This is a genomic window from Micromonospora sp. WMMD754 (assembly GCF_049315235.1).
Classification (GTDB): domain Bacteria; phylum Actinomycetota; class Actinomycetes; order Mycobacteriales; family Micromonosporaceae; genus Micromonospora; species Micromonospora sediminicola.
On the sequence record NZ_CP186058.1, the window covers coordinates 471,098 to 497,939 of the forward strand.

The following is a 26,842-nucleotide window of genomic DNA, read 5'->3' on the forward strand; positions in this document are numbered from 1 at the left end:
CCGGCCTCACCGAGCCGGGTCGCCGCCCACGAACGCGAGGGCGTCGGCCCGGCTCAGGCCGTGCCCCCGGGCGTACGCGGCGGCGTAGCCGTCCTCGCCCAACTCGGTCCGCAGCCGTTCGGCGAGCCGCTGCACGTCCGGGTTGGACCGGTCCGGCCAGCCGCGCAGCGCGTCGGACGTGCCGAGCAGCTCGGCGGCCCGCTCGTACCGGCCCTCCGCCTCGGCGACCGCGACCCAGCCGACCGCGATGATCGCCATCACCGGCATGTCCCGTGCGGCCAGCCCTCGGACGGTGGCCTCGTCCAGGTGACGGCGGGCGTCCGGCAGGTCGCCCCGGGCGAGCGCGAGATGCGCCATGGTGGCCAGCAGCAGGCCACGGAACTGCGGCGCGACCAGTGGCGCCTCGTCCTGCCGGCGCATCGCCTCGGCGAGGCACTCCTGCGCCTCGTCGAGCGAGCCCTCCAGCCGGGCGATGTCGCCGAGCATCATCAGCCCGAACGCGGCGTCCCGGCCGTCCCGGTCGGCCACCCGGTCGGCGACGAACCGGCGCAGCTCCGCCTTGGCGCCGGCCACGTCGCCGGAGCGGGCGCGGATGGCCGCCAGCCAGATCAGCTGGAAGCCCGGCTCGGCGGCCGGGTTCAGTTCGCGGACCAGGCGCGCCGACTCCTCCAGCGCGGCCGTGGCCGCCGCGAAGTCGCCGCGTTTGGTCAGCGCGTCGGCGTACTGGCTCAGCACCATCGACAGGCTCCACCGCTCGCCCACCGCGCGCAGCTCCTCGATCGCCCCGGTGAGGTCGCGCAGCATGCCCTCGGCGTCGCCGTCGTTCTCCCTGATCTGGCCGCGCATCGCCAGCAGCGTCCCGTCCGTCCACGGGTCGGGATGGCCGCGCGCCCGGTCGACCGCGGCGATCCCGGCGGCGGTGTCATCGGTGAAGATGGACAGCGCCGGTTCGAGCAGCGCCACCAGCGGGTGCCCGGTCCCCTGCGCCGCGCGCACGGCGTCGGTCAGCTCGGCGATCCGCTCCGGCGTCGGCACGTGGGCGCTGTGGAACATCTCCGTGACGACACGGATGGCGAGCACCACGGCCCGCTCCCCCGGCGGCGTCGGGCCGGGCAACGCGAGCGCACGGGCCAGCACGTCACCGCCGATGCCGCCGTCGTCGCCCCAGATCGTCAACGGCAGCGCCAGCCCCGCGCCGATCCGCAGCGCGGTGTCGGCGTCGCCGGCGTCGCAGGCGTGGTGCAGCGCGCCGACGATGTTCTCCCGTTCCGCCTCCAGCAGCCGCAGCCAGGGCAGCTGGCCCGCGGTGCGCAGGTGCGGCTCGGCGGTGCCGACCAGATCCCGGAAGTACGCGGCGTGCGCGGCCCGCGCCCCGGCCCTCTCCCCGGCCGCGGCGAGCCGCTCCAGCCCGTACTCACGGATGGTCTCCAGCATCCGGAACCGCCCGTCGTCGACCACCTGGAGCAGCGACTTGTCGACGAGCGCGTCGAGCAGCGCGGCGGCGGCCGGGCCGGCGACGCCGGCCGCCGACTCGGCGGTGACCGACGCCGGGAAGACCGCCAGCCGCTCGGCGAGCCGGCGCTCGTCGTCGGTGAGCAGCCCCCAGCTCCAGTCCACCACCGCCCGCAGCGTCCGGTGCCGGGGCAGCGCGGTGCGGCTGCCACCGGTCAGCAGCCGGAACCGGTCGTCCAGGCCGGCCGCGACCTGCCGGGGCGACAGCGTCCGCAGCCGCGCCGCCGCCAGCTCGATCGCCAGCGGCATGCCGTCGAGCCGGCGGCAGATCTCCACCACGTCCGCGACGTTGTCGTCGGTCACCGCGAAACCGACCCGCACGGCGGCGGCCCGGTCGCGCAGCAACTGCACCGACGGGTACGCGGCCGCGTCGCCCGGGCTCGCGTCGGCCGGCGGCAGGCGCAACGGCGGTACGGGTTCCAGCACCTCGCCGACGATGCCCAGCGGCTCCCGGGAGGTGGCCAGCACGCGCAGCCCCGGGCAGCGGCCCAGCAGGTCCTCGGCGAGCCGGGCGGCGGCCTCGACGACGTGTTCGCAGTTGTCCAGCACGATCAGCGTCTCGTCGGTGGAGATCGCGTCGACCAGCCGGCCGAGCGTGTCGCGGAGCGTGGGCCGGACCGGTTCCCGCGTCCGCTCCCGCCGGCCCACCGTGTCGAGCACGGCCCGGGCCACGTCGGCCGGGTCGGTGATCGGCGCCAGCTCGACCAGCCAGGCCCCGCCTGGCACACCGTCGGCCAGCCGGCCCGCCGCGACGCTCGCCAGCCGGGTCTTGCCGGCCCCACCCGGGCCGATGAGCGTGACCAGCCGGTTGCCGGCGAGCAGCCCGGTGAGCCGGCGCAGGTCCTCGTCCCGCCCGACGAACGTGGTGAGCGCCGCCCGCAGGTTGCCCCGCCGCCCGGCGGGCACGGCGGCCGGGGCCGCCTCGCCCCGCAGCAGCGCCAGGTGCGCGGCCCGCAGCTCGGGCGAGGGGTCGACGCCCAGCTCCTCGGCGAGCCGCTCGCGGATCCGCTCGTACCCGGCCAGCGCCTCGGCGGGCCGCCCGGCGGCGGCCAACGTGCGCAGGTGCAGCGCGGCCAGCCGCTCCCGCAGCGGATGTGCGGCGGTCAGCTCGTCCAGCTCGGCGACCAGCAGTTCCGGCCGCCCGGTGCGCAGTTCCGCGTCGATCCGGTCCTCCTGCGCGGTGAGCCGCAGCTCGGCCAGCCGGGCCGCGGCGGCCCCCGCATAGGCTGCGTCGGCGACCTCCGCCAGCGCCGGACCGCGCCACAGCGCCAGCGCGTCGCGCAGCGTCGCGAGCGCCTCCGGCGCGTTGCCGTCCCGCAGCGCCTCCCGACCCTGCCGGGCCAGCCGCTCGAAGCGCCCGGCGTCCACGTCCTCGGGGGCGAGGTCGAGCCGGTAGCCGGCCGGACCGCTGCGCACCCCCAGCCCGGGCACGGCCCGACGCAGCCGGGACACCAGCGTCTGCACCGCGTTGGCGGTGTCCGCGGGCGGCGCGTCCGCCCAGAGCGCCTCGGCCAGCGCGGGCAGGCTCACCGGGCGACCCGGGTCCAGGGCGAGGCGGATCAGCAGCGCCCGCAGTCGCGCCCCGGCGACGTCGACGGTCCGCTCGCCGTCACGGACCTCCAGCGGCCCGAGGATCCCCACCCGCACGCTGCCACTTTCTCATCCGAGTGCACCGCCCGAGCAGTCAGGCGTCACGACGCAGGTGGCGAGTGAGCGCCGGCCGACCGCGTCAGTCGTCGCCGCGTACGCGGGCGTGCACCTCCATGTCGTGCCGTCCGTCGGCGTGCACGGCCGCGTTGCGCCTGATGCCCTCCGGTCGGAAGCCCGCCTTGACGGCGACCCGGCAGGAGGCGTGATTGCGGGTCGAGTGGTCGAGTTCGAGACGGTGGAAGCCCACCGCACCGAGCGCCCAGTCGCTCACCGCCCGCAACGACCGGGAGGCCACACCCGCGCCACGGGCGGCCGGAACCACCCAGTACGCACACACCGCCACCCCGTCGCCGAGGTCCATGCCACCCAGGACCATGCGTCCCAGCACGTCACCGCCGCCGTACGTCATCGCCCAGCTCGCCGCCGTCTCCTGCGCCCACGCGCGGCGGTAGAACGCGAACCACTCGCGTACCTGCTCCTCGGAGGCGGGTCGGCGGGTGTGCCAGCGTCGGATCTCCGGATCCTGGTACGCGGCCAGGAAAGCCGCCGCGTCGGACGCCCGCCAGGGCCGCAGGACGAGGTCACCGCCGGCGGTGAGCGTCGGCTGCGGACCGACCGCGAGCGTGCCGGCGGGAACGGCGGGCGGTGTCGACAGAGGAAACCTCACCCGCCCATCCTGCCCGCGATCGGATCCTAGAATCGAGTGGTGAACCGCATCGATCAGGCGAGCCGGACGATCGCCGCAGCGCCCGCCGCGATCTACGACGCGCTCCTCGACCGAGAGGCGCTCGAGGCGTGGCTGCCGCCCGACGGCATGCGCGGGCGGATCGAGCGGTGGGATCCCCGCCCCGGCGGCGGGTTCCGGATGGTGCTCACCTACCTCGACCCCAGCGGCAGTCCGGGCAAGACGTCGGACGCGACCGACGTCGTCGACGTCGGGTTCGCCGACCTGGTACGGCCGGCGCGCGTGGTGCAGACAGCGGTGTTCCGGGCCGACGACCCGGCGTACGCCGGCACCATGACGATGACCTGGCACCTCGCCGCGGCCGGCGACGGCACCGAGGTGACGGTGACCGCGACCGGCGTGCCGTCCGGCATCGACCAGGCCGTCCACGAGGAGGGCATCGCGTCCTCGCTGGCGAACCTCGCCTCGTACGTCGAACCCGGCGACTGACCCTCGCCCGTCACCGCGTCGCCGCGCGCGCCTGCCCGATCCGCCCCGACGGACCGGTACCGTCGGGGCGTGGCAGCGGTGGCGGCGGGGGTCTTCCGTCGGACCCCTCTCGAACGGTCCGACCAGCGCCTCGCGTGGGACCGCACCGATCAGGCGTTCTTCGCCGCCGGCGCGTGCCACATCCTGGCCTGGGTGTGCCGGGACGCCTACCCGGACCGGCCGGTCGGGCTCGCCGGACTGCGCTTCACCGACGACCCGCAGGTCTGGCACGTGTACGCGACCTGGGCGGGGTGGGCGTTCGACCATTCCGGCTGGCACGCGGAGGCGGACCTGCTGGCGGCGAACCGCGACTTCGAGAGCCGGCCGCTGGAGGCCGTCGCGCTCCCCGCCGACCTGGCCGAGTTCTGCGCCGCGCACCACAGCCGCATGCCGCACCAGTACTGGGGCGATCCGCTGCCACGCGCCCGCGCCTACCTGACCCGGCACACGCCGCCGTGGACGTAGCGGTTCGCTCCTACTTGTTCGACGGCAGCGGCTCGCCGGAGACGACGGAGTACAGCTCGACCACCAGGGCGACGACGCCCGCCGCCGCGAAGAGCACACCGAGCCCCCGTTCGAACAGGACGAACCGCGCCACCCGGCGGTCGGCGTCGGCGTCCGGCAACCACCGCCACGGCGGCACCCGCCGGAGCATGCCGGCAGCGGCCGCCGAGCGGCGTACGTGCCACTCCGTGACGCCGCGGTAGTTGGTGGCCAGTGCGACACCGACGAGGCCGATGAACAGCGCGATCAGGACACCCGCAACGACCCGCCAGGTCTCCATCAGGCCTCCTGCTCGCTCCACCACCGCGCAAACCTGGTGACGCCACGGTCCTGGATCCGGGATGCTGCGGCGCATGACCATCATCAGCTCCAACCCCGAGGGCGTGCACCCCACTCCGGGCTACCACCACGTCACGATCGTCGCGGCCGGTCGCACCGCCTACCTCGCCGGCCAGTGCCCGTTGGACGCCGACGGTGTCCTGGCAGGCCCGGGTGACGTGGAGGCCCAGGTGGACCAGGTCGCCCGGAATGCGCTGACCGCTCTCCGGTCGGTCGGCGCCGGTCCCGAGCACGTCGTGCGTACCGTCATCTACGTCGTCAGCGCCGACCAGACCGTGCTGGCCCAGGTGTGGCGACGGTTCCTCGCCACGCCACTGGCGGGCGCGTTCACCACCGCCAGCACGCTGCTCGGCGTGGCCCAGCTCGGTTTCACCGGGCAGTTGGTCGAGCTGGACGTCACCGCGGCGCTGCCCGAGCCGTCGTAGGTCGGGCGTCGCGGATCCCCTCGTCGTCGGACCTGCGGGTGTCGAGCGGCATGTTCTCGCCCGGCCCGTCGCCCCCCGGCGCGCCACCGCCGCGGGCGCGACAGCGCACCAGGTCCACGGGGCTGCCGTCCCGCCCCGTCACCGCGGTGATTCACCGGCCGGCGGCCTCCCGCGCGTTCCGCTCCACCATGTCCCGGTGAGCGGCCCAGTGCGCCGCGTCCGACGTGGGCATGTTCGTCGTCGTACGCAGCAGTCCGACGGTGCCGTCGATCAGCTCCCGAACGATGTCGGCGTGCCCGGCGTGGCGCTGCGTCTCGGCGGTGACGTGGACCAGGACCTGGTGCAGTGTCACCTCACCGCCGTCGCCCCACCACGGCACTCGGCCGACGGCGTCCAGCGGCAGGGCCTCGATCGTCGCGTCCGCGTGTGCCCAGGCCTGCCGGTAGCGGTCGACGACGGACTCGCGCGACTCAGTCGGCAGAGCCCAGGCTTCCCACGACGCGTCATCCTCGCACCATCGGGCGACGGCGTCACCCGGCCGCCCGAACGTCTCACCGAAGTAGCCGAACTCGCCGCGCGCCAGGTGCTTGACCAGGCCCAGCAGGTTCGTGCCGGTGGGCGTCAGCGGACGCCGGACGTCGTACTCGTCCAGCCCGTCGAGCTTCCACACCACCGCCTCCCGGGCACCGCGCAGATAGTCGAGCAGGTTCGCCTTCGGGTCGTAGATCGCCATGGTGCACAGCATGAGGCATCGATGCTCGCTCGGCCGGCCCCCTCGGGTGGTACTGGCCGTCCTGACACCGGCGGCGCCACACGCCGCCGTGGACCGGAGGTGGTCGTGGAATTCGCTGGTCACCGGCGGTGAGCTGTGCTTCCATACGGCGGGTGACGAGCGGAGACGCATCCGGCGCGGACGCGCCCCCGAGCGCCCGCCGGCGCACCGACCGCGACCTCGGCGACTGCGTCCGCGTGCTGGCGGAGGTTCATCGGCGCGACGGCTATCCGGTGAACTGGCCCGACGTCCCGCACGCCTGGCTCACGCCGTCGTCGCTCCTCGCCGCGTGGGTGGCGGAACGGGACGGCCGGGTGGTCGGCCATGTCGGCCTGTCCCGGAGCGGGACGGGAGACGCGGCACCCGGCTTGTGGAGCTCTCGCACGGGTGTGGGTGTCGAAGGGACCGCCGTGGTCAACCGACTGTTCGTCGCTCCGTCGGCTCGCGGCCACGGGATCGGTGTGCTGCTGATGGCGCGGGCTGTCGACGCGGCACGGGATCGCGGCCTGAGGCCGGTGCTCGACGTGGTGGCGTCCGACACCGCGGCGGTGGCTCTCTACGAGCGGCTCGGCTGGCACCTGCTGGGCACGGTCGATCAGCAGTGGAGCTCGGGGCAGCGGGTGGCCGTCCGGTGTTACGCGGCGACAACCTGAGGGGGCGCCCCTGAGGCTCAGTCGTCGCCGCCGACCCCGGGTGCCGCGGCGGGGGTGTCGAAGCGGCACGTCGGAGTTGGCGAGCCGACGGTCAGTCGCGCGCCGGCACCGGTGCCGGGGTGCCGTTCACGCAGCTCTCGACGAACAGGTCCTCGCCCTCCCCGATGAGCCATCTTGCGCAGGTAGTCCGCCTGCTCCTCACAGGTCGCGCTGCTGCCGCACGAAGCGAGGAGCACCGCAAGAGGCAGCGACAGGGCCATCGCCGCGTAGCGCTTGTCCACCGGCGCAGCCTACCGATCCGCGCCCGGTAGCCGCTCCGGATGGCTCCCGCCGGACGAGGACGACTTCGACTCGGAGGAGGAGTTCAACGCGGCCGAGGACGTGTATCGGGAACGGCACGACGAGAACGGAACCCCACTCGGCCTCACCCGGTGGTATCGGCGCCGGCCGGCGAGGGCCGAGAGCCGGGTGCCGGGAATCGGCCGGCCCCAGGAGATCGAGCGGGGGTCCGCCGGCGCGCGCGCCGCCTCTATCATCAGCCGGTGCTGCGTCTCCGTCCGGCGGTTCTGGCCGCTGCCGTGGTCCTCGCCGTGCCGGGGTGTCAGGGCTACGGTCCCTCGCCGCAACCGTCCACAGTCGGCAGCACTCCCCCTGCCGCGGCCGTCTCGTACCCTGCTCTCAAGGGCGTCGCCCTGGCCGCCTGGGTGTGTGAACAGGTCGACCAGGCGGTGCGCAGCGGCACCCACGGCGATCCGGCCGTCATGCGGCCGATCGGCGAGGCGGCCAAGCAGTCCGGCGTCGACGGCTTCACCTTCAAGGGGTCCGTGCTGCTGGCGAAAGCCGACCTGGTGGAGCAACGTCGGGCGACCGAGCCAGGCGTGGCGATCGAGCTCCAGGTCAACGCCATGGACCTCAGCTGGACGTGCAGGGGAGCCGTCCAGCGGCCCGGTTGGCCGAGTGTCACCAGCCCGGCGGCGAAGTGACCGGGACCACGACGGGCATGCCGCGACAGGCGGGCGAGGGCCATGTTCGGTGTGACCACGCCTGAGATCACCGTCGCCACGTCCGAAGGCCGCGCCCGGGTCGTCACCTCGCCGGTCGCCGCGTTCAGCAAAGACGCCCTCCTGCGATTCCTGTTCCCCGACGACGCGACCTACGCAGCCACGTCGGCGCCTTGCGACGGCCCGGGCCCGCCGTTGCGCGGCGGGCCCGGCGTCGCTGCGGCGGCACGGCGACGCTCCGATCCGCGCCGGCATCGGCTCAGTGGGGAACAGGGCTCGCCACCGCTGCGCCCGGCGCCCCCGGATCGGGGGCCGGCATGCCCGGTCGGCCCGGGGCCGGCGCGCCCGCCGGGGGCGGAACCGGCCGAGCGGTCCCGCTCGGGCTCGGACTGGCTGCGCCCGGCGGAGGCGGAACCGCCCGAGCGGTCCCGCTCGGGCTCGGGACCGGCGTGCCGGGAGCGCCCGGCGGAGGGGGAACGGTTCCCCGTGCGCCGCCGGGACTCGGGACCGGCTCACCCGGCGGGCCCGGAACCGGCTCGTCCGGCCCGCTCGGGCTCGGCTTCGGGACGATCGTCGCCGGACGTGACGGCTGCCCGTCGTCGCCCCGGTCCGCGTAGGCGAACGGCGCGGCGATGACGAGCGCGGCCAGCAGGCCCGCCGTACCCACCACCATGGTGTTCCGTCGGCGGTGGCGTACGCGTCGTTCCGCCCTGGTCAGAGAGTCCTGCACGGTCGGTGCCTCCTCGGCGATCTCGGTGAGGGTGGTGCGGAGGACGTGCTCGAACGGATCGGTCATCGCTGCATCTCCAGAAGCTCGCCGGCCGGCAGGAGCTGACGCAGGCGGGCGACCGCACGGGCGGTGCGGCTGCGCACGGTCCCGACCGAACAGCCCAGCAGCTCGGCGACCTGCGCCTCCGGCAGGTCCTCGTAGTAGCGCAGGACCACGACGGTCCGCTGCGCCGGCGTGAGTTGCCGGAGCGCCGCCCGCAACGCCAGCCGCAGGTCCGCTCCCCCGCTCGGGTCGGCCACCACCGGCGTACCGAGGTCGACCGGGGTCTCACGCCGCCGACGCAGCCGACGCCACCAGCTCACCTGCTCCCGGTACATGACCGCCCGCAGGTAGCCCTCCGGGTCGGCGTGACGGATGCTCCGCCACTTCGGGATGACCTTCGACAGCGCCGACTGGAACAGGTCCTCCGCGTTGCTCCGGTCGCCGGTGAGCAGGTAGGCGACCCGGATCAGCGCCGGCGCGCGACTCGCCACGAACTCGGCCAGCACCGCCCGTTCGTCCTCTTCCACCGCACCACCCTCGTTTCCTCGTCCACCCCTCACAGACGCCTGGGAGCCCCACCGCTATCCCGCCCCGTCGAGATTGTCGAGGGATGTCGGCGGTCCGGGCCCGGCGGTATCGTCCGGCGCGTGCCGCACACCGACTGGTCCGACGTACGCGAACGGCTGGCCCGCGTGGCCGCCGCGCCCGCCGCCTCCGCCGTCTTCGGGTCCGCCGGCCACCGGTGGGAGCTGGAGCCGCCCCTGAGCACCGGGGACCTGGCCGAGGTGGAGGCACAGCTCGGGGTGGAACTGCCCGGTGAGTACCAGGCCTTCCTGCTCGTCGCGGGCCGGGGCGGCGCGGGGCCGGCGTACGGGCTCTTCCCGCTGCGCCGGCGCGACGGACGGTGGTCGTGGGAGGGCGACGGCGCCGACCTCACCGACCTGGGCACGCTCGCGCGGCCCTTTCCGCACGTCGAGGCGTTCAACCCGGCCGACGGGCTGCCCGGCCCGCCCGACGAGGACGACTTCGACTCGGAGGAGGAGTTCAACGCGGCCGAGGACGCGTACTGGGAACGGCACGACGCCGTGGTGTTTCGGCCGGAGCACTCGGTCGGCCTGCTCTACCTGTGTCATCTCGGCTGTGCGCTGCGTGAGGCGCTGGTCGTCAGCGGACCGGCGCGGGGCCAGATGTGGACGGACGACACCGCCTCGGACGGCGGTTACCAGCCGCTGCGCGACGAGGACGGAACCCCCCTCGGCTTCGCCCGGTGGTATCGGCGCTGGCTGGAGGAGGCCGAGAGCCGTGTGGCACGTCGGGCCCGGGACAATGTTCGCTGTGACAGCACCTGAGATCACCGTCGCCACGGCGGAGGACCGGGGCCGGGTCGTCGCCTCGCTGGTCGCCGCGTTCACCAAGGACCCCGTCCTGCGGTTCCTGTTCCCCGACGACGCGACCTACGCGCCCTACGCCGGCGCCTTCTTCGGGCACCTCTTCGACAAGCGGCTACCCAAGGCGACGATCTGGACGGTCGAGCGCGGCGCGTCGGTCGCCATCTGGGAACCACCCGCCGCCGAGGGCGACGCACCGGACGACGACCTCGCCGACCGACTTCCCGCCGACGTGCTGCGGCGCGTCCGCGCGTACGACCGGGCGGTCCACGCCGCACTGCCCGCCGTCCCCTTCTGGTATCTCGGGGTGTTGGGCACGCATCCGGACCACGCCGGCCACGGGTGGGGCCACGCCCTCATGCGGGTGGGGCTGGACCGGGCCGCCGCCGACGGCCTGCCTGCGGTCCTGGAGACGAGCAACCCCGACAACGTCGAGGTCTACCGGCGCGCCGGCTGGGAGGTGGCGCACCGCTTCGCCGAACCCGTGCCGACCTGGGTCATGCGGCAGTCGACTCGCTGACCATGACGCCGGTTCTGTCCGGACGGGGTGCCATCATCGGCTCGTGTCGCTGTGGGACGTCGTCGGGCGCATCGGAATACCGCTGATCGTCGTCGGCGGCGCCGTGGCCGCGGTGTTCGTCGCCGCATCCGAGCCACCCGACAGGTTCTCCCGACCACACGGCTGGCAGTGGGCGTGGGTCGGGCTGTGGCTCATGACCGCCGGTGACGCGGCGTTCGGCGACGACAGGTCGTCGTTCGAGCGGGGTTGGAAGGGCGCCACCGCGCTTCTCGTCGCGGTGGCCGTCGCCGTCGCCGCACGGCGCCACCGCCGGTGGCGGAAGCACGTCCGCTCCACCGACGACTCAGCTCCAGCGGCCCACCCACATCGCCGGTGAGGCCTACTGTGTCGTCGTGCCGCGATCCGTTGACGCCGTTGACCGGCACGCTCCGGTGTCGTCGAGAAGCCGACGCCTGTGGCTGCTGTCGTTCGTCGCGGCTGCCGCTTGCTGCTTCGGCGTGCTCAAGCTGACGGGCCCGGCGGAGACGTCCGCTCAACGGTATCTGTCCCAGGTCGACGTGCGCGGCTACGAGCGGGTGCACGACTACCTCGACCCCGGCACGGCCCCCGTCGAGGAACGTGCGGCGGTCGCGATCTTCGTCGGGCCTCCCGACGACGACGTCCTTGCCCGCGTGTCCGGGCCGGGGCTCGTCCTCGGCGCTGCGCCGAGCATCCCCGGCTCCACCGACGTCGCGGTGGTGGGTCGCGGTCAGTGGCACGGGTGCTTCGTGCACGTCGACCGCTGGACGACGAGTGATCCACCCCTGTCGTACTACCCGCTGAACGCCGAGCAGGTGACGGCGTTCCGGTCAGGACGCCTGTCGGTGCTGGACGTAGCCGTCGGATGCGGCAGTGGATGAGCGGCCGGCGGATTTGCTGGCCCACCTCGGGGGCCACGGCCTGGTCGCCCTGGTCAAGATGGACGGCGGAAGCCCACAGGATCGCTGGACTGCCCCGGTGTCAGGCGGCCCGCTGGGCGGGGAATTCGACCATTGGCACGATCATGCCGACTCATCGGGCCTATCCATGCTGGGGTCCTCCTCGTCGGGCGACGATGTGATCACCTGGTCCCAGGCGTTGACGATGGCCGCGGCCTGCCGCTCGTTGCAGGCCAAGCCACTGAGCAGGACGTTGTTCTGATAGTCGAGGATCTCGAAGCGCCATCGATCGAGTTCGGGCCGACGTTCGAGCGTCGCCCAGAAGTGGCCGGAAAGATCGCTGGAGAACGCCTCGTCCGCCACGCCACCGCTCCTCTGCCTCAACTACAGCCCTGTCGAAGATCTCCGCCGGAGGCATCGGACGTGGTCCCACCGGCGCGGCAAAGCAGGGGCGAGCAACTTTTCTGCCGCGGCGCGGGCAGCAGTCCGAGACTCCATCCTGTCAGCTTACTGACTGCCAAGGCACTGGTCAGGGCTCAGAGATCCGAGCCATCCGCACGACGACCTCGGCGAAGGCCTGGCCGGATTCGGTTCATGCCGGAGCTGTTGTCCCGTGCCGAAGCTGACGTGTAGCGAGCGACGCTCACGACGACTAGCCTCTCCGGAACCTAGGAGGGGGAACCAATGGCCGACGTCGCAGCCGCCATTGCCACCGGCGCCGCTGGCGAAGCTCTCGGATCGCTGCTGGTCAAGTTCATGGCATCCGTGCACGGTGCCATGAGAAGTCCACTGGCACCGGATGTCGATGTCAGTGCCTTCTTGCTCCAGCACTCCAGCGGCGAGCAGATTATCGTCAATGACTCGGATCTCAACGACATAGCCGACTTCATTAACACAGCGGAAGTGGCTGCCGTAGCACAAAGTTACGTGCTCCTGAAGGCGGTTCGAGAAAATCATGAAGACGCCGAGAGATCACTCGAATATTTAAGAAGCGCCTTCGACCAGCAGGTCTCAGACTGGGGTAGGCCGAATCCCCGACCTTGGACACATTCCTCCGAGGTGGTCTGGCAACTTTTAATACAACACCTTGAAGCGATCGCGCCCCAACCTAGCGCGGTTGCTCGCGTCGCAAAGGCAGAATCAGCACGCCTAATTGATTCCACAAATCGGGCTGCGGGATTTTCCCTGCCGGCCGCACCCCGCTATGTCCGGGCAACGATCGAGGCCACCTCGAATCCCAATCGAGTCGCACAACTCCGAGCACTTTGTGCCGACATCTGCCGCATCGCTGGTGACGCTTCTGACGAGATGCATCTGGAGCACGCTCAAGAACGTCACCGATTCCGGTACGAGGAACTTTACATTGAAAGAAGCCTCAAGCCTCGAACACCAGCAAACGCTAGCTTGGCCGATGTGTTCAGGCATCCCATCGCAGGTGTGCGTCTCGTGGTGATCGGGAACCCGGGTGTCGGCAAAAGCACTTTGGTAACACGCTTAGTAAACACCGTCGCCACTCGCGCGTCGAAAGACCTTGCCCCCATTCTTGTGCGATGCCGAGAGCTTTCAGCGGACGTCTCAGCACCGGCGATTCAACATGTCGAAAAGGCGATTCACGGTCTGGGGCTCTCCGCCGACCGACTTGATGTAGAGCAACTCCTCGCCCTGGGACGCGCCTTCGTGATATTCGATGGTGTCGACGAGGTAACCGAGATACAACAACGCCGGAAGTTGATCGAAAAAATCGACCTGTTAGCACAGGAGTTTCCGCTCTCCTCGATGATTGCAACCACTCGTAAGGTCGGATACGAAAGCGCTCGCTTCACCGAGGGACGATTCCCGACTTTCGAGCTGCAGGAGTACACCCTCAGCCAGGTCACCGAATATGTAAATCGCTGGTTCAAGCTCATGCAGAGAAGCATCAAAGACCCGGCCGCCTTCCTGCAGGAGTCCGCAGAGATTGACGACGTGCGACGCAACCCACTCATGCTGTCGCTTCTCTGCACTCTCTACAGGCTGCGCGGCTATATCCCAATGAATCAACGCGATGTCTACAAGCAGTGCGCCGATCTACTGTTCCATAGTTGGGACGCCATCCGACACATTCCACAGCCCGTCGACCACAAACGCTATGGCCACACGCTTATGGAGGAGCTAGCGGATTTCTTTTATAAATTCCCTTCGGCTGGGGGTGGTGTCGAGGAGAAACAGCTCACAAGAATCATTGGGACGTATTTCGGCGATACAGCCGGCGTTGATCCAAGGGATGCCGAAGTCAGGGCGCGAGAATTTCTGGAGTTTTGCGCAGGACGAGCCTGGCTGCTCACGGCGATCGGACATTCAGAACGTGGAGAGCGACTGTTTTCGTTTACTCATCGCACCTTCATGGAATATTATGCAGCCGAAGCCATCGTGCACCGAGCCAAGTCCCAGGAGAGCGTTCTCGAATCGATCCTTGAGGCCTACAAAAAGAATCCGAGTTCGGTCCTCCCCGACCTCATGTTTCAAGCCTACGACGACAAGGATTACCGGGGATCAGAAGCGCTCCTAAGGGCCTTGATGAGAGCCGGGAAAGAGGGGCGCAAGGTAGCGGCAGGAAAACATATACCCCTGTGCCTTCGAGTATTGAACTCAACACCTGTCGGCGCTCGCCTAGTTAGCGAGGTACTTATTCAAGCCTTCGACCTCTGGCGATCCCAGAATGTGACAACGCTCGAAGACCGTCGCGCCTTTATCTCTTTGCTTCAACTGTACAAGGACCCTCGGAACATATGTGGCCGCCTCCTTACCGAGCAGGGGTTCGCGGAAAGGGAGATCGCCGCGTATCTGAACAGCCAGCGAGGGTATCGATTCGGGCCACAAGAATCGAGTGAGGCCGCCCGCAGGAGGTTTCGGCAAGCCTTCGCGTCGAGGTGGGCACGCACCCAGATCTCAGGCGAGGGCGAGCTGTATTCCGAAGAATGGAGCAGCATCGTTTCTACCGTGCTGCAATCTGAGGAGAAAGTGCTTATCAAGTCCGACCCATACGTTCGCACCTACTTGGCCATGCAGGGCACGCTGAGCACAGACAAGAAGAGTCCGACAAGTTTCCCGCTGGTATTGGACTGCTTTGGCGCACCCCAGCTCGGCATTTTCGCCGTGGGCGCCATCAAGTACATCTTGGGAGAGGACATCTCCGAAGCAGAAACCGCCGCAGCGACAAACTTCCATAATTCTTTGTCCGTCAGATCACCTACCGTTCCTTACGCCCAGGCAATGGGTCTTGAGGGTGCCATCACGAACCTTTATAGGCGCCTACTGAGAGTGAGCATTGTGCAGGGCGAATCAGGATCGATCCTGACGGAAATAGCTCTATGGCTGGCGTTCGTCGCAGCAGAGGCAAATCCGGGCTCCGTCAGCGTCTTCATGGAGGAGCTTAACGATCATCTCGGCAGCGACTTCCTCTATCGTTGCCTTCGGCGCCGGATTGCAGAAAATATAGACGAAGGCGTCGCTGCCGAGATCGCCGACGCAGCCGATTTCAGCGGAGAAGAGTTGGACAGCATCCGAACGCTACGGCCCCCGTGGATGGGCAACTGGATTACAGGCCGAAAATCGCTAATTGGCAAGCCCGAGAGTGATGCCATGTAGTTCAACGCTTTAGAGGTCGCGAGGGCATACGGGCACTGAGTGCAGCAGCAGCTCGCTGGTCGGACTCCGACAGCCAAGCGGCATAAACCCGCAGGGTTGTCGCTCCGCCCCCGCCGTGACCAAGTCGACCGGCAACCGTTCGCACGTCCACGCCCGCGGCGATCAACTCCGTTGCGGAATAGTGCCGTAGCGCATGTAGGTTTGTGGTGATGCCGAGTCGCGCGGCCATCCGGCTGAATCGCTGGGTGGCCGTGTCCGGCACGAGCGGAGCTTTCCCGTCCGGATCGGGCGAGAACACGTAGCCGTCACCGCTCACCGGGAGGCTAAGGGCATCGCGGCGTTCCTTGCAACGCGCCAACTGATCCTTCAACACCTTCACGGTTTCGGTGTCTAGCGCTACGCGCCGCTGCTGGTGCGTCTTCGTGTCCTTCTCCCGCAACTTGCCCGCGTCATCGACGTACAGGGCGCTCCCCAGGGTCAGCACAGCGGCGTCGAGGTCAACGGCTGACCACCGCAACGCGCACAGCTCGCTTCGTCGGGCGCCGGGCGTCATAGCGACCCATACGAACGCTCCCCAGTCGGGGTCCCGCCACGCCTGGGAGACCAATCGGGCCGCTTCGGGCGCCGTTGGTGGGTGCGGGTTGGGCTGAGGCATCCCGGGCTTCTCCGCTTGGTCTGCGGGGTTGACGGCGATCCACCGCCACCGGACGGCCCGGTTCAGTGCACCGGACAGGATCCAGTGAATCTGCCGGATCGACGCCGGGGCGAGCGGCTTGCACTCGTGCGGCCGGCACTTGTCGGTGCAGTCGTGCGGCCCTGCCTTCCGATGCTCGATGGCCGTCCGCGCGCCTCCACAGCGGCCCCGGCACTTCCGCAGCACCGCGTAGAGAGACTCCAGCGTCTCGGCGTCCAGCCGACCCACCGGCAGCTTGCCGAGCAACGGCCGTGCGTGCTTGTTCAGCTTCTTGACGTACCCCTGCCGGGTCGACGCCTCAACGTCGAGCACTTCAAGCCACCGGTCGAGCAGCTGGTCGACCGTCGCGCGTGTCCGTGGGTTGCGCCGCTCGTCCACCTAAGGCGTGTTTCAGAAGTCGTGGTGGCCGGTGAAGGTCTCGGCGTGGCGGTGATCGACAACTGAAGAGGTCTCCGGTATCTGGTTCTGCGACCAAGCAAGAACTTCATACCGGAGACCTCGTGGCCACCTTAACGGTGACGAGGCGGCATGACCTCACCGACGCTCAGTGGCAGCGGCTCGCCGCGCTACTGCCTGCCGCGTCGGCGAAGGGCCGACCGCCGAAGTGGGAGAAACGGCAGCTCATTGACGGGATCAGGTGGCGGATCCGGATCGGGTCGCCCTGGCGTGACGTCCCGGCCGAGTACGGCCCCTGGCAGACGGTCTACGGCCTGTTCCGTCGCTGGCAGCGCGACGGCACCTGGGACAAGATCCTGGCCAAGTCGCAGGCCGCCGGCGATGCGCAGGGCCGGATCGGCTGGACGGTCAGCGTGGACTCGATGACCAGTCGCGCCCACCAGCACGCCGCTGGCGCCCGCACCGACGGCCACCTGCAGAAAGAGCCACCCGGCGGCGTGCACGACGAACCTGCCGATCACGGGCTCGGACGCTCTCGCGGCGGTTTGACCACCAAGACGCATCTGGCCTGTGAGCAGGGACAGAAGGTCCTATCGATGGTCGTGACCGCCGGGCACCGTGGTGACAGCCCGCAGTTCATCCCGGTCCTGCGCCGTATCAAGGTGACCCGCCTCGGAGTAGGCCGGCCCCGCACCTGCCCCGACCTGGTCCTGGCCGACAAGGCCTACACCAGCCGAGGTAACCGCGCCTACCTGCGCAAGCGCGGAATCAAGGCGTGCATCCCGAGCAAGACCGACCAGGTCGCCCACCGCAAAGCCAAGGGCAGCCGCGGCGGACGCCCGCCGAAGTTCGACCGAGACCTGTACCGGATGCGACATGCCGTCGAGGACGGCATCGCTCGGCTCAAGCGCCACCGCGGCCTGGCCACCCGCTACGACAAGTTGGCCGTCCGATTCCAGGCCAGCCTGACCATCACCATCATCTGCGAGTGGCTCTGACCGGCTTATGAAACACGCCTTAGGCGAGGAACCGCGTACGCGCCTTCTCGGCTTCCTTCCGGGCCGTCGCACCCGGCGGAATCGTTTCGGTCACGTAGTGCCGCTTCTTCGTGATTGGGCCAATGCCCGCGTATACCTTCACCCTCAGTGAGCCGCTAGGTAGTTCCTCGATCTCGCCGCGCTGGCCTGTTCGCCGTCGCCATGGGCTAACCGTCGCGCGCTCGCACCATGAGTAGCACCACGGGAAGATCGCAGATCTAGTATTTTGCCTGGTGGGGCGGGCGGGGTTCGAACCCGCGACCGAGGGATTATGAGTCCCCTGCTCTAACCGGCTGAGCTACCGCCCCGTCACCGCGCCGGATCGTAACCCGCCGATCGATCTCCGGGCACCACCGCCCCGGCGACGCCGCCGCCGCGACGCCCACGATGGGCAACGCGAGAATAACAGCGCGCAGCGACACGTCGGCTCAGCGCCGCAACTCCTCCAGCACCGCCCCGGCGGTACGCCACCCGCTGGCCAGCGCGCCCTGGATGGACGGGCTGTCCCGGTGATCGCCGGCCACGTAGAGCCCGTCGCCGAGCGCGACCGGTTTGCGCAGTCGGCCCTGCGGTGGCGGGGCGGCCGGCAGCGCGTCGGGCACCGTGACGGTGGTGAGGTGGGTCCAGTCCGCGGTGGAGCGGCCGTAGAGGCGTTCCAGCTCGGTCCGGATCACCCGCTCGGGCGGGGGCTGCGGGCCGACCACGGACGTGGCGACCAGGTGCTGGTTGGCCGGTGCGTAGGTGGGTGCGGCGTTGCTGAGCACCACCGTGTTGGCGATCATCTCCCGCCGGTCGCCGTCGAGCAGCAGGATCGGCTCGTCCAGCGGCGGGGTGTCGGCGCGGTGGTAGTAGGTGGTGTACGCGTGCATGCGTACCCGACTGATCGTGGGCAGCAGCGTGGTCGCCGCCGGCGGGTCGGCGGCGACCACGACGGCGCGGCAGGTGATCTGACCGGCCTCGGTGCGGACCCGGCCGGGCGCGACAGCGGTGACCGGGGTACGCAGCGCGATCAGCTCGGCGGGCAGCGGGGCGGCGACGGCGCGGGGCAGCGCGCCCATCCCGCGCGCGGGCAGCCCGATCCGGCCGCGGGCGAAGGACCGCAGGATGACCGCGAAGACGTGGCTGGAGGTGGCCAGCTCGCGGTCGAGCAGGACGCCGGAGAGGAACGGCCGGAGCAGCTCCTCGATGATCGCGTCGGAGAGGCCGGCCCGGCGCAGCGCCGTCTCGGTGCTGGTCTCGGGCGCGGAGAGCAGCCGCCCGACCGGGAGGCCGGCGCAACCGGCGGCGAGCGCGGCGAGGCGCAGCCGGTCGCGCAGCGAGCCGACGCCGGCGGTCAGCGCGCCGGGCGCGCCGGTCGGCTCGCGCAGCGGGTTGACCAGTCGCTCCAGCCGGTCGCCCCGGCGCACCAGCACCCCGGAGGTGAACCAGCCCAGGTCGAGCGTGTCCAGGTCGACGAGGCCGCCGAGCCGGGGGTAGGCGGTGTTGAGCACCTGGAACCCCCGGTCCAGCAGGAACCCGTCGACCTCGTCGGTGGCCACCCGACCGCCGAGCCGGTCGGCGCTCTCCAGCAGCCGCCAGGGCACGCCGGCGCGGTGCAGCCGGCGGGCGGCGGCGAGGCCGGCCAGGCCGCCGCCGACGATCACCACGTCGGTGTCAGGCACGGTCCACCCCCGCCCCGGCCCGGTCGCCCTCGCGGTGCGAGCGGGACAATCGGCTCGGCCACCAGACCTTCGGCCCGATGTCGTACGCGAGCGCGGGCACCAGCAGCGAGCGGACCACGATGGTGTCCAGCAGCACCCCGACGGCGACCGCCACGCCCAGTTCGACCAGCACCACCAGCGGGAGGACGGCGAGCGCGGAGAACGTGGCGGCGAGCACGATGCCGGCGGAGGTGATGACCCCGCCGGTGACCGCGAGGCCGGCCAGCACGCCGGCCCGGGTGCCACGCCGGACCGACTCCTCGCGGACCCGGCTCATCAGGAAGATGTTGTAGTCGATGCCGAGCGCGACCAGGAAGACGAACGCGAACAGCGGGAACGACTGGTCCACGCCGGGGAAGTCGAAGACGTACCGGAAGAGCAGGGCGCAGAGGCCGAGCGTGGCCAGGAACGACAGCACCACGGTGGCGATCAGCAGCACCGGGGCGACCAGGGCGCGCAGCAGCAGCGCCAGGATGACCGCGATGACGAGCAGCACCACCGGGATGATCACGTTGCGGTCCCGGACGGAGGCGTCGGCGGTGTCCACGTTGATCGCGGTGAAGCCGCCGACCACGGCGTCCGCGCCGGGCACCGCGTGGACCGCCTCGCGCAGGTCGCGGATGGTCTGTTCGGCGCCGTTGCTGTCCGGCGGGTCGGCGAGCGTGACGTTGAGCTGCACCCGCCCGTCGACGACCTTCGGGGGCGTGTTCTCCTCGGGCGGCGCGTTCTCGCCGCGCCGGCCGAGCGGCGCCACCGAGGCGACGCCCTTGACGCCCTGCGCCACCTGGGCGACCCGCTGGGCGGCGGCCTGCGCGGTGAAGACGGTGGCCGGGCTGCCGGTGCCGGCCGGGAAGTGCCTGTCGATCACCTCCTGGCCGGCCACCGAGTCGGTGCGCTGGGTGAACAGCTGGGACTGGCCGAGCGTGGTGGCGCCGAGTTGGGTCACCCCGATCGCGAGGGCGGCCAGCACCACGGCGGTGACGACCCAGACGGTACGCGCGCGGCGCGCCACGAAGCCGGCGATCCGCCCCCAGATGCCGTGCTCGGTGCGGGGGTCCGCGTCGTCGTGCCGGGGGCGCCGGGGCCAGAACGCCCACCGCCCGCCGAGCACCAGCAGGGCGGGCAGGAACGTGAGCATGACGAGCAGTGTCGCGGCGATGCCGACGGCACTGACCGGGCCGAGCGCCCGGTTGGAGTTCAGGCTGGACAGCAGCAGGCAGAGCAGGCTGACGATGACCGTGGCGCCGGAGGCGATGATGGCCGGGGCGGCGCCCTTCCAGGCGGCCTTCATGGCGTCCCAGGGGCGCTCGTGCCGGTGCAGCTCCTCGCGGTAGCGGGCGATCAGCAGCAGCGCGTAGTCGGTGCCGGCGCCGAAGACGAGCACGGTGAGGATGCCCTGCGCCTGCCCGTTGAGCTTGACCACGTCGTTGTCCGCCAGGACGTAGACGACGACGGCGGCCAGCGAGTACGACATCCCCGCGGCCAGCAACGGAAAGATCCAGAGCACCGGGCTGCGGTAGACGATCAGCAGGATGATCAGCACCACGACCAGGGTGACCAGCAGCAGCGGCCCGTCGATCGCGCTGAACACCTCGATCAGGTCGCCGAGCAGGCCGGCCGGGCCGGCCACGTCGACCGTGAGTCCGTCCCGGTCCGGGCCGGCGATGTTCCGCAGCTCGTCGACGACGGTGCGGATCTGTTCGCCCTCGGCGCTGTCGATGGGGACGATCACCTGGGCGGCCTGCTTGTCCTGGCTGACGATCGGTGGTGGCAGCGGACCGATGACGCCCGGCACCTGGGCGAAGCGCGCCGCGTCGGCCTGGATCCGCTGCTGGTCGGCGGGGGTGATGCCGCTGGTGCGCTCGTAGACCACCAGTGCCGGCGTGCTCTCCCGGTCGACGAATCCGGCGGCCAGGTCCTGCGCCCGGGTGGCCTCGGCGTCGGCGGGGAGGAAGGAGGCGTTGTCGTTGGTGGCGACCTCGCCGAGCTTTCCGGAGTAGGGGCCGGCGATGCCACCGACCACCAGCCAGCCGAGCACCACCGCAACCGCGACCAGCGTCGCGGTCCAGCGGCTGCGTCCTGCGGCCATCTCCACCACCCTCGAATCGACGCATCAATCGACGCAGCGGGAGTCTAAGTCGACAGCGACCATCCTGCCGGCCGAGCTGTCGCGCGCGGGCGGAAATCAGGCGGCTGCCCGGGCCTGGAAACGGAGAACGCCCGTCGGCCTGGGCCGACGGGCGTGACGTGGAGCGAAGCTCCCCCGATTGGACTCGAACCAATAACCTGCCGGTTAACAGCCGGCTGCTCTGCCAATTGAGCTACAGGGGACCGTGCACCGCCCGACCCGGATCTCTCCGCGCCGTGCGACGGGGACAAGAGTACAGGACATCCGCCGGTAGTGCGCCAGGGGGTTACCGGACCCGACCGGACCGGTGGACCGAGGGCGGATTACGGGACAAATCGCCATCTCGACACAGGGAGGTATGAGCGCGGAGCAGGATGGGTAGTTAAGGCACCGACAGAGGATGTAGGCGCGAGTGGGTCGCTTCCGCCGGGTATCGGCGGGGATCGGCAGAGCGTCAGGTACGAAAGGAGCCGCCATGCGCGGAAAGATCATGTTCCTTGGCGGGCTGGCTGCGGGCTTCGTCCTGGGCGCCCGTGCCGGCCGGGAGAAGTACGAGGAGCTGGTGGTCCGCGGGCGCAAGGTGCTCGACCACCCGACCGTCCAGGAGGCGGCCGGCGTCGCGCAGGCCCAGGCCACCCGGCTCTACTCGGAGGGCAAGGACAAGCTGGGACAGACCAAGATCGGCGAGAAGCTCGCCACCGGCAACGGTGGCAAGCAGGGGCTCTCCGACGCCGACAAGCCGTTCGCCGGCACGCCGGCCGCCGTCGGCAGCCGGAGCAGCGCCAACGGCACGGGCTCGACCAGCGCCACCGGCTCGACCACGACCGGCACGAGCACCAAGCCGTCCAGCACCGGCAACACGCTCTGACGCACGCGGACAGCGGGCCGGCCACCTTCGGGTGACCGGCCCGCTCCCGTGTGCCCGGACGCCACCTCCTCACGCGTCACGCCGCCGTGACGCGGGTGTGGCACATTCTTCGTGGGGAGGTGATCACATGCCGATGGTCGGACCGGAGACGGCGGAGCAGGCGCGGCTGCTGCGCCTGCTGCGCGACGACGGCCCGCGGTCACGGGTCGAGCTGGTCGACGTGCTGGGGCTGCCCCGGGCACGGTTCGCCGCCGAGGTCGACCGGCTGACCGAGCTGGGCCTGGTGGAGACCGCCGGCCCGGCGGCGTCCCGCGGTGGCCGTCGCTCGTCGCTGCTGCGGGTCGGCGCGCAGGTGCGCTTCGGCGCGGTGCTCGTCGGCGACGGCCGGCTGCGGGTCGCCCTCACCGACGGCGAGCTGAACCTGCTGGCCCGGCACGACGAGCCGGTCGACGTCCGGGTCGGCCCCGAGGCGGTGGTCGGCCGGGCGGTCGAGCTGCTCGGCAAGCTGCGGGCCGAGGCCGGGCTGGCCCGGCTGACCGGAGTCGGGGTCGCGCTGCCCGCGCCGGTCGCCGTCCGCGACGGCAGCCCCGTCTCCCCACCCGCCCTGCCGGGCTGGCACCGCTTCCCGGTACGCGACACGCTCGCCGCCGAGCTGGGCTGCCCGGTGCACGTCGACAACGACGCCAACGCGATGGCCCTGGGCGAGCGGCACGCCGGCACCGGCCGACCGTTCGACGACTTCCTCTACGTCAAGCTCGGCGACGCCGTCGGCTGCGGGCTGGTGCTCGGCGGGACGCTCCACCGGGGCGCGGCCAGCGGGGCCGGCGACATCGGGCACCTCCAGCTCACCGAGGACGGACCGCTCTGCGGGTGCGGCAACACCGGTTGCGTCGAGGCGTACTGCGGGGACGCCGCCCTGGTGCGCGAGGCGGTGACGGCCGTGCGGGCGGGGCGCTCGACGGCGCTGGCGGACCGGCTCGCGGAGGCCGGCACGCTGACGGTGGCCGACGTGGCCGCGGCGGCGACCGAGGGCGACGCGGCGGCGCAGACGCTGGTCCGCGACGCCGCCCGTCGCCTCGGGCAGGTGCTGGTCGGGCTGGTGAGTTTCGTCAACCCGGCCATCGTGATCATCGGAGGGGCGCCGCCCGGCATCGGGCCGGTCCTGCTGGCCGAGATCCGGGGCGTGGTCTACCGGCGCTCCACCCCGCTGGCCACCGGCAGCATGCCGATCGTCCTGTCCGACCTGGACGAGCGGGCCGCCCTGATCGGCGCGGCCCGCCTGGTCAGCGACCAGACCTTCGCCGCCCGCTGACCCACCTCCCACCCCCCGCCGCCGATCTTGCAGTTACGGCCCCCGAGATGCCGGATACACCCCGTTTCTGGGGGGCCACAACTGCAAGATCGCGGAAAGCGGGGGGTTAGTCGCGGGTGCTGCTGAAGGCGGCGTCGAAGGCGGCGGAGGGGGCGTCGAAGGCGAGGCGGCGGACGAACTGGAGCGCCTCCGGCGCGCCGACCAGGCGGTCCATGCCGGCGTCCTCCCACTCGATCGAGATCGGGCCGTCGTAGCCGATCGCGTTCAACGCCCGGAAGCAGTCCTCCCACGGCACGTCGCCGTGCCCGGTGGAGACGAAGTCCCAGCCGCGCCGCAGGTCGGCCCAGGGCAGGTGGGAGGAGAGCCGGCCGCGCCGGCCGTCCCCGGTGCGGACCTTCGCGTCCTTGCAGTCCACGTGATAGATCCGGTCGGCGAAGTCGAAGATGAAGTTCACCGGGTCCAGCTCCTGCCAGACGAAGTGCGACGGGTCCCAGTTCAGGCCGAACGCCGGCCGGTGGCCGATCGCCTCCAACGTGCGCTTGGTGGTCCAGTAGTCGTAGGCGATCTCGCTGGGGTGCACCTCGTGCGCGAACCGCACCCCCACCTCGTCGAAGACGTCCAGGATCGGGTTCCACCGGTCGGCGAAGTCCTGGTAGCCGCGCTCGATCATGGCCGGCGGCACCGGCGGGAACATGGCCAGGGTGTGCCAGATCGACGAGCCGGTGAAGCCCACGACGGTCCGTACGCCGAGCTTCGCCGCCGCCCGCGCGGTGTCCTTCATCTCCTCGGCGGCCCGGCGGCGTACGCCCTCCGGCTCGCCGTCGCCCCAGATCCGGGCCGGCAGGATGTCCTGGTGCCGCTCGTCGATCGGGTGGTCGCAGACGGCCTGCCCGACCAGGTGGTTGGAGATGGTGAAGACCTGGAGGTTGTGCTTGGCCAGCGTGGCCCGCTTGCGCTCGACGTACGAGTCGTCGGCGAGCGCCCTGTCGACCTCGAAGTGGTCGCCCCAACAGGCGATCTCCAGGCCGTCGTAGCCCCACTCGGAGGCGAGTCGGCAGACCTCGTCGAACGGAAGATCGGCCCACTGGCCGGTGAAGAGCGTGATGGGTCGCGCCATTGTCCTTCTCCCCTGTCGTGATGGGGGATTCCGTTGCGGACCGGGGCGAGGCGACCGGAGGCGGCGGCCCGAGGGCACCGGTGGACGCGTTAGCGTCTGCGAACCCGCGGGTTGCGCCTCCCGCCGGGCCACCGGCCACCTCACGGCCGCCGTCCCCACTCTATGGCCTACCTCACGGCAGGGTCCAGCGTTGGTTGGCGGCGCCGGTGCAGGTCCACAGGTGCACCGGCGTGCTGTCGGCCGAGTTGTTGCCGGACACGTCCAGGCACTTGCCCGACTGCGGGTTACGCACCGTCCCGTCGGCCTGCGCCGACCAGTTCTGCGCGCCCGTGCCGTTGCACGTCCACAACTGGATCTTCGTGCCGTCCGCGCTGCCGCCACCGGACACGTCCAGGCACTTGCCGTACGCCTTGACCGTCGAGTTCGGCGTCACGGTCCACGACTGCGCGGCCGTGCCGTTGCACGTGTAGAGCTGGATCTGCGTGCCGTCCGCGGTGGCCGCGCCCCGCACGTCCAGGCACTTGCCGGCCAGGCCCTTCACCGGGCCGACGCCGCCGGTGCCGGTCGAGCGGACCAGCGTGAAGTCGTCGACGTCGAACAGCCCGGACCCGCTGCCGGTGAACGTCAGGTAGACCGTCTGCGTGCCCGACGGCACCCCGCTCAACGCCGTGGAGACGTCGGCGAAGGTGGTCCAGCCGCCGGTGTTCGGCACCGCCACCTGGCCGAGCACCGGGCCGGTGGGCGAGCCGGTGCGCACCTGAATGGTGCCGCCCGGACCGCCGGAGACCACCCGGGCGCGCAGCGACGTCACCCCGGTCAGGTCCAGGCCCTGGTACGCGGCCCAGTCGCCCGGGTCGACGTACCCGAGGGTCTGCCCGCCGTTGGCGCCGGCCTTGGTGAACGCGCTGACGCCGCTGGCCGCGCTGAACGACTCGGCCTGGACCGTGGTGCTGCCGGTGGGCGGCGGGGTACCGCCCAGCTCCTTGATCCGGATGTTGCGGAACGACACGTCGTCACCGGTGCCGTGGTTCTGGATGCCGACGTGCCCGGCGAGCGACCGGACCGGGTCGGTGTTGGTGAAGTCGTTGATCCGGACGCCGTTGAGGAAGACCTGGAGGCGCTCGCCCTCCACCAGGATCTCGTAGGTGTTCCACTCCCCCGCCGGGTTGAGCGCCGCGTCCCGGGCCGCCAGGTCGGCGGACTTGAACCCGTAGATCGCGCCGGTGGTCCGGTCGGCCGCGTCGGTGGGGTCGATCTGCACCTCGTAGCCGTTGTTCACGGCCGAGTTCGGGTCGCTCGACGGCGGGAAGCCGACGAAGATCCCGGAGTTGTCGTCGCCGGCCACCCGCCAGTCCAGCTTGAGCGAGTAGTTGGTGAACTGCTTCGCGCTGTACCAGTAGAGCCCCATGCCGCCGACCGAGGTGAGCGTGGCGTCGGTGTTGGTGAAGCTGCCCGGCCCGGCCTGGGACCAGCCGGTGGTGCCGCCGTTGTAGAGCGCGGTGTAGCCGGTCTCCGGCCGGCAGTCGGCCTTCGTGCGCCCGGCGGCGTAGCGGATGCCGCCGAGCAGGTGGGCCCGGAACGCCGGCTCGGCGTAGGACGCCTGGGTGTGCCCGCCGCCGGTGTAGAAGGACCGGCCGCCGCTGTAGGGCTTGCACCAGGCGTGCGGGTGGTCCCCGCCCATCGAGCCACCGGAGTACGAGGACTCGTCGAGGCTGGCCAGCACGTGCGCGGTGGACCGCGCGTTGGTGCGGTAGTCGTACCACTCGTCGGTGCGGTTCCACTGCTGCGGCAGGTGCGCGGTGGCGGCGTGCGCCCGGTCCTCCACCCTGACGGTGGCCGGCTGGATCGCCGGGTGGGACGCGAACCAGGCGCCGACCAGGTTGCCGTAGAACGGCCAGTCGTACTCGGTGTCGGCGGCGGAGTGCACGCCGACGTATCCACCGCCGCCGGAGATGTACGCCTCGAACGCGGCCTGCTGGGTCGCGTTGAGCACGTCCCCGGTGGTGTTGAGGAAGATCACCGCCTCGAAGCGGGCCAGGTTGGCGGTGGTGAACTGGGCGGCGTCCTCGGTCGCGGTGACGGTGAAGTTGTTCGCCGCGCCGAGGTCGCGGACGGTCTGTGTGCCGACCGCGATGGAGTCGTGCCGGAAGCCGGCGGTCTTGGAGAAGACCAGCACGTCGTAGGGGGCGTCGGCGGCGCTCGCCGGGGTGGCGGGGGCCGTGCAGGCGATGGTGGCGAGCACGGCGGTCACCGCCCCCAGCGCGGTGCGGAGGAGTCTCATCGGCGTTCTCCTTCCA

General features: G+C 71.0%; 24 protein-coding genes, 2 tRNA genes and 1 pseudogene. 13 read left to right on the top strand and 14 right to left on the bottom strand.

Going from position 1 to position 26,842, the window contains the following annotated elements; genetic code table 11:
- Positions 1 to 6 precede the first annotated feature (6 nt).
- Positions 7 to 3,159, bottom strand: coding sequence for a BTAD domain-containing putative transcriptional regulator (locus ACN27B_RS02170; protein ID WP_422743258.1), 3,153 nt, complete (start codon positions 3,157 to 3,159; stop codon positions 7 to 9).
- Positions 3,160 to 3,241: 82 nt separating this feature from the next.
- Positions 3,242 to 3,829, bottom strand: a complete 588-nt coding sequence (locus ACN27B_RS02175; RefSeq protein WP_099164084.1) for a GNAT family N-acetyltransferase — start codon at positions 3,827 to 3,829, stop codon at positions 3,242 to 3,244.
- 39 nt (positions 3,830 to 3,868) lie between these two features.
- Here ACN27B_RS02175 and ACN27B_RS02180 point away from each other — a divergent pair, with 39 nt between their 5' ends.
- Positions 3,869 to 4,336 carry an SRPBCC family protein gene (locus ACN27B_RS02180; RefSeq protein ID WP_099164961.1) on the top strand — a complete coding sequence of 156 codons (468 nt, stop codon included), beginning with the start codon at positions 3,869 to 3,871 and terminating at the stop codon, positions 4,334 to 4,336.
- Between the two features lie 69 nt (positions 4,337 to 4,405).
- Complete coding sequence (locus ACN27B_RS02185; protein ID WP_099164083.1) at positions 4,406 to 4,840, top strand: hypothetical protein; 435 nt, start codon at positions 4,406 to 4,408, stop codon at positions 4,838 to 4,840.
- Positions 4,841 to 4,850: 10 nt separating this feature from the next.
- On the opposite strand, the gene ACN27B_RS02190 is transcribed toward ACN27B_RS02185, so the two are convergent.
- A complete protein-coding gene (locus tag ACN27B_RS02190; RefSeq protein WP_099164082.1) occupies positions 4,851 to 5,159 on the bottom strand; it encodes a hypothetical protein in 309 nt (102 codons plus the stop codon).
- A 73-nt stretch (positions 5,160 to 5,232) separates the two neighbouring features.
- Here ACN27B_RS02190 and ACN27B_RS02195 point away from each other — a divergent pair, with 73 nt between their 5' ends.
- Entirely contained in the window at positions 5,233 to 5,643 is a 411-nt protein-coding gene (locus ACN27B_RS02195) for a RidA family protein (protein WP_099164960.1), read from the top strand.
- A gap of 151 nt (positions 5,644 to 5,794) precedes the next feature.
- Here ACN27B_RS02195 and ACN27B_RS02200 read toward each other — a convergent pair whose 3' ends face one another.
- Positions 5,795 to 6,376 carry a DinB family protein gene (locus tag ACN27B_RS02200; protein WP_099164959.1) on the bottom strand — a complete coding sequence of 194 codons (582 nt, stop codon included), beginning with the start codon at positions 6,374 to 6,376 and terminating at the stop codon, positions 5,795 to 5,797.
- A gap of 236 nt (positions 6,377 to 6,612) precedes the next feature.
- On the opposite strand from ACN27B_RS02200, the gene ACN27B_RS02205 reads away from it, so the two are divergent.
- Positions 6,613 to 7,068 carry a GNAT family N-acetyltransferase gene (locus ACN27B_RS02205; RefSeq protein WP_099164958.1) on the top strand — a complete coding sequence of 152 codons (456 nt, stop codon included), beginning with the start codon at positions 6,613 to 6,615 and terminating at the stop codon, positions 7,066 to 7,068.
- A gap of 17 nt (positions 7,069 to 7,085) precedes the next feature.
- Here the strand turns inward: ACN27B_RS02205 and ACN27B_RS02210 are convergent, their stop codons facing one another.
- Positions 7,086 to 7,349, bottom strand: a complete 264-nt coding sequence (locus ACN27B_RS02210) for a hypothetical protein (protein WP_422743262.1) — start codon at positions 7,347 to 7,349, stop codon at positions 7,086 to 7,088.
- Between the two features lie 261 nt (positions 7,350 to 7,610).
- On the opposite strand from ACN27B_RS02210, the gene ACN27B_RS02215 reads away from it, so the two are divergent.
- A complete protein-coding gene (locus ACN27B_RS02215; protein ID WP_157779181.1) occupies positions 7,611 to 8,051 on the top strand; it encodes a hypothetical protein in 441 nt (146 codons plus the stop codon).
- A gap of 810 nt (positions 8,052 to 8,861) precedes the next feature.
- On the opposite strand, the gene ACN27B_RS02220 is transcribed toward ACN27B_RS02215, so the two are convergent.
- Positions 8,862 to 9,368, bottom strand: coding sequence for a SigE family RNA polymerase sigma factor (locus tag ACN27B_RS02220; RefSeq protein ID WP_422743264.1), 507 nt, complete (start codon positions 9,366 to 9,368; stop codon positions 8,862 to 8,864).
- Between the two features lie 120 nt (positions 9,369 to 9,488).
- Between ACN27B_RS02220 and ACN27B_RS02225 the strand changes: the two genes are divergently transcribed.
- The 4 genes from ACN27B_RS02225 to ACN27B_RS02240 all read left to right on the top strand — a co-directional run bounded on the left by ACN27B_RS02225 (position 9,489) and on the right by ACN27B_RS02240 (position 11,648).
- The gene (locus tag ACN27B_RS02225) at positions 9,489 to 10,190 is read left to right on the top strand and encodes an SMI1/KNR4 family protein (protein ID WP_157779180.1); all 702 of its coding nucleotides are present in this window, start codon (positions 9,489 to 9,491) and stop codon (positions 10,188 to 10,190) included.
- The gene (locus ACN27B_RS02230; RefSeq protein ID WP_099164078.1) at positions 10,168 to 10,749 is read left to right on the top strand and encodes a GNAT family N-acetyltransferase; all 582 of its coding nucleotides are present in this window, start codon (positions 10,168 to 10,170) and stop codon (positions 10,747 to 10,749) included. Before ACN27B_RS02225 ends, ACN27B_RS02230 begins: the two co-directional genes overlap by 23 nt.
- Before the next feature lie 43 nt (positions 10,750 to 10,792).
- Positions 10,793 to 11,125, top strand: a complete 333-nt coding sequence (locus ACN27B_RS02235) for a hypothetical protein (protein ID WP_422743267.1) — start codon at positions 10,793 to 10,795, stop codon at positions 11,123 to 11,125.
- Between the two features lie 121 nt (positions 11,126 to 11,246).
- Positions 11,247 to 11,648, top strand: coding sequence for a hypothetical protein (locus ACN27B_RS02240; protein WP_422743269.1), 402 nt, complete (start codon positions 11,247 to 11,249; stop codon positions 11,646 to 11,648).
- 141 nt (positions 11,649 to 11,789) lie between these two features.
- Here the strand turns inward: ACN27B_RS02240 and ACN27B_RS02245 are convergent, their stop codons facing one another.
- Positions 11,790 to 12,029 (bottom strand): hypothetical protein, encoded by a 240-nt coding sequence (locus ACN27B_RS02245; protein ID WP_422743271.1) that lies wholly within the window; start codon positions 12,027 to 12,029, stop codon positions 11,790 to 11,792.
- Positions 12,030 to 12,350: 321 nt separating this feature from the next.
- On the opposite strand from ACN27B_RS02245, the gene ACN27B_RS02250 reads away from it, so the two are divergent.
- A complete protein-coding gene (locus tag ACN27B_RS02250) occupies positions 12,351 to 15,293 on the top strand; it encodes an NACHT domain-containing protein (protein WP_422743273.1) in 2,943 nt (980 codons plus the stop codon).
- Between the two features lies 1 nt (position 15,294).
- On the opposite strand, the pseudogene ACN27B_RS02255 reads toward ACN27B_RS02250, so the two are convergent.
- A pseudogene (locus ACN27B_RS02255) lies at positions 15,295 to 16,365 on the bottom strand (tyrosine-type recombinase/integrase); the annotation flags it as partial.
- A gap of 137 nt (positions 16,366 to 16,502) precedes the next feature.
- Here ACN27B_RS02255 and ACN27B_RS02260 point away from each other — a divergent pair.
- Positions 16,503 to 17,381 carry an IS5 family transposase gene (locus tag ACN27B_RS02260; RefSeq protein ID WP_422745814.1) on the top strand — a complete coding sequence of 293 codons (879 nt, stop codon included), beginning with the start codon at positions 16,503 to 16,505 and terminating at the stop codon, positions 17,379 to 17,381.
- Between the two features lie 270 nt (positions 17,382 to 17,651).
- On the opposite strand, the gene ACN27B_RS02265 is transcribed toward ACN27B_RS02260, so the two are convergent.
- From ACN27B_RS02265 to ACN27B_RS02280, 4 genes are all read right to left on the bottom strand, one after another.
- A tRNA-Ile gene (locus ACN27B_RS02265) sits at positions 17,652 to 17,728 on the bottom strand.
- 120 nt (positions 17,729 to 17,848) lie between these two features.
- Positions 17,849 to 19,081: an NAD(P)/FAD-dependent oxidoreductase gene (locus ACN27B_RS02270; RefSeq protein ID WP_099164075.1), complete on the bottom strand. Its 1,233-nt coding sequence runs from the start codon at positions 19,079 to 19,081 to the stop codon at positions 17,849 to 17,851.
- Positions 19,074 to 21,209: an MMPL family transporter gene (locus tag ACN27B_RS02275; protein WP_099164957.1), complete on the bottom strand. Its 2,136-nt coding sequence runs from the start codon at positions 21,207 to 21,209 to the stop codon at positions 19,074 to 19,076. The genes ACN27B_RS02270 and ACN27B_RS02275 overlap by 8 nt, the downstream gene beginning before the upstream one ends.
- 169 nt (positions 21,210 to 21,378) lie before the next feature.
- Positions 21,379 to 21,451, bottom strand: a tRNA-Asn gene (locus tag ACN27B_RS02280).
- A 272-nt stretch (positions 21,452 to 21,723) separates the two neighbouring features.
- On the opposite strand from ACN27B_RS02280, the gene ACN27B_RS02285 reads away from it, so the two are divergent.
- Positions 21,724 to 22,116 carry a hypothetical protein gene (locus tag ACN27B_RS02285; RefSeq protein WP_099164074.1) on the top strand — a complete coding sequence of 131 codons (393 nt, stop codon included), beginning with the start codon at positions 21,724 to 21,726 and terminating at the stop codon, positions 22,114 to 22,116.
- Between the two features lie 127 nt (positions 22,117 to 22,243).
- Positions 22,244 to 23,428 (top strand): ROK family transcriptional regulator, encoded by a 1,185-nt coding sequence (locus tag ACN27B_RS02290; RefSeq protein ID WP_099164073.1) that lies wholly within the window; start codon positions 22,244 to 22,246, stop codon positions 23,426 to 23,428.
- A 106-nt stretch (positions 23,429 to 23,534) separates the two neighbouring features.
- On the opposite strand, the gene ACN27B_RS02295 is transcribed toward ACN27B_RS02290, so the two are convergent.
- Together ACN27B_RS02295 and ACN27B_RS02300 are read right to left on the bottom strand one after the other, a co-directional pair.
- Positions 23,535 to 24,545 carry a sugar phosphate isomerase/epimerase family protein gene (locus ACN27B_RS02295; RefSeq protein ID WP_099164072.1) on the bottom strand — a complete coding sequence of 337 codons (1,011 nt, stop codon included), beginning with the start codon at positions 24,543 to 24,545 and terminating at the stop codon, positions 23,535 to 23,537.
- A 172-nt stretch (positions 24,546 to 24,717) separates the two neighbouring features.
- Positions 24,718 to 26,826, bottom strand: a complete 2,109-nt coding sequence (locus ACN27B_RS02300) for a ThuA domain-containing protein (protein ID WP_422743277.1) — start codon at positions 26,824 to 26,826, stop codon at positions 24,718 to 24,720.
- Between the last annotated feature and the right edge of the window lie 16 nt (positions 26,827 to 26,842).

Bases quoted from the DNA above. Each gene is read 5' to 3' on its own strand.
- ACN27B_RS02295 (WP_099164072.1), bottom strand. From the start codon at position 24,545: ATGGCGCGACCCATCACGCTCTTCACCGGCCAGTGGGCCGATCTTCCG.
- ACN27B_RS02250 (WP_422743273.1), top strand. From the start codon at position 12,351: ATGGCCGACGTCGCAGCCGCCATTGCCACCGGCGCCGCTGGCGAAGCT.
- ACN27B_RS02275 (WP_099164957.1), bottom strand. From the start codon at position 21,209: ATGGCCGCAGGACGCAGCCGCTGGACCGCGACGCTGGTCGCGGTTGCG.
- ACN27B_RS02300 (WP_422743277.1), bottom strand. From the start codon at position 26,826: ATGAGACTCCTCCGCACCGCGCTGGGGGCGGTGACCGCCGTGCTCGCC.
- ACN27B_RS02230 (WP_099164078.1), top strand. From the start codon at position 10,168: ATGTTCGCTGTGACAGCACCTGAGATCACCGTCGCCACGGCGGAGGAC.
- ACN27B_RS02285 (WP_099164074.1), top strand. From the start codon at position 21,724: ATGCGCGGAAAGATCATGTTCCTTGGCGGGCTGGCTGCGGGCTTCGTC.
- ACN27B_RS02290 (WP_099164073.1), top strand. From the start codon at position 22,244: ATGCCGATGGTCGGACCGGAGACGGCGGAGCAGGCGCGGCTGCTGCGC.
- ACN27B_RS02200 (WP_099164959.1), bottom strand. From the start codon at position 6,376: ATGGCGATCTACGACCCGAAGGCGAACCTGCTCGACTATCTGCGCGGT.
- ACN27B_RS02195 (WP_099164960.1), top strand. From the start codon at position 5,233: ATGACCATCATCAGCTCCAACCCCGAGGGCGTGCACCCCACTCCGGGC.
- ACN27B_RS02190 (WP_099164082.1), bottom strand. From the start codon at position 5,159: ATGGAGACCTGGCGGGTCGTTGCGGGTGTCCTGATCGCGCTGTTCATC.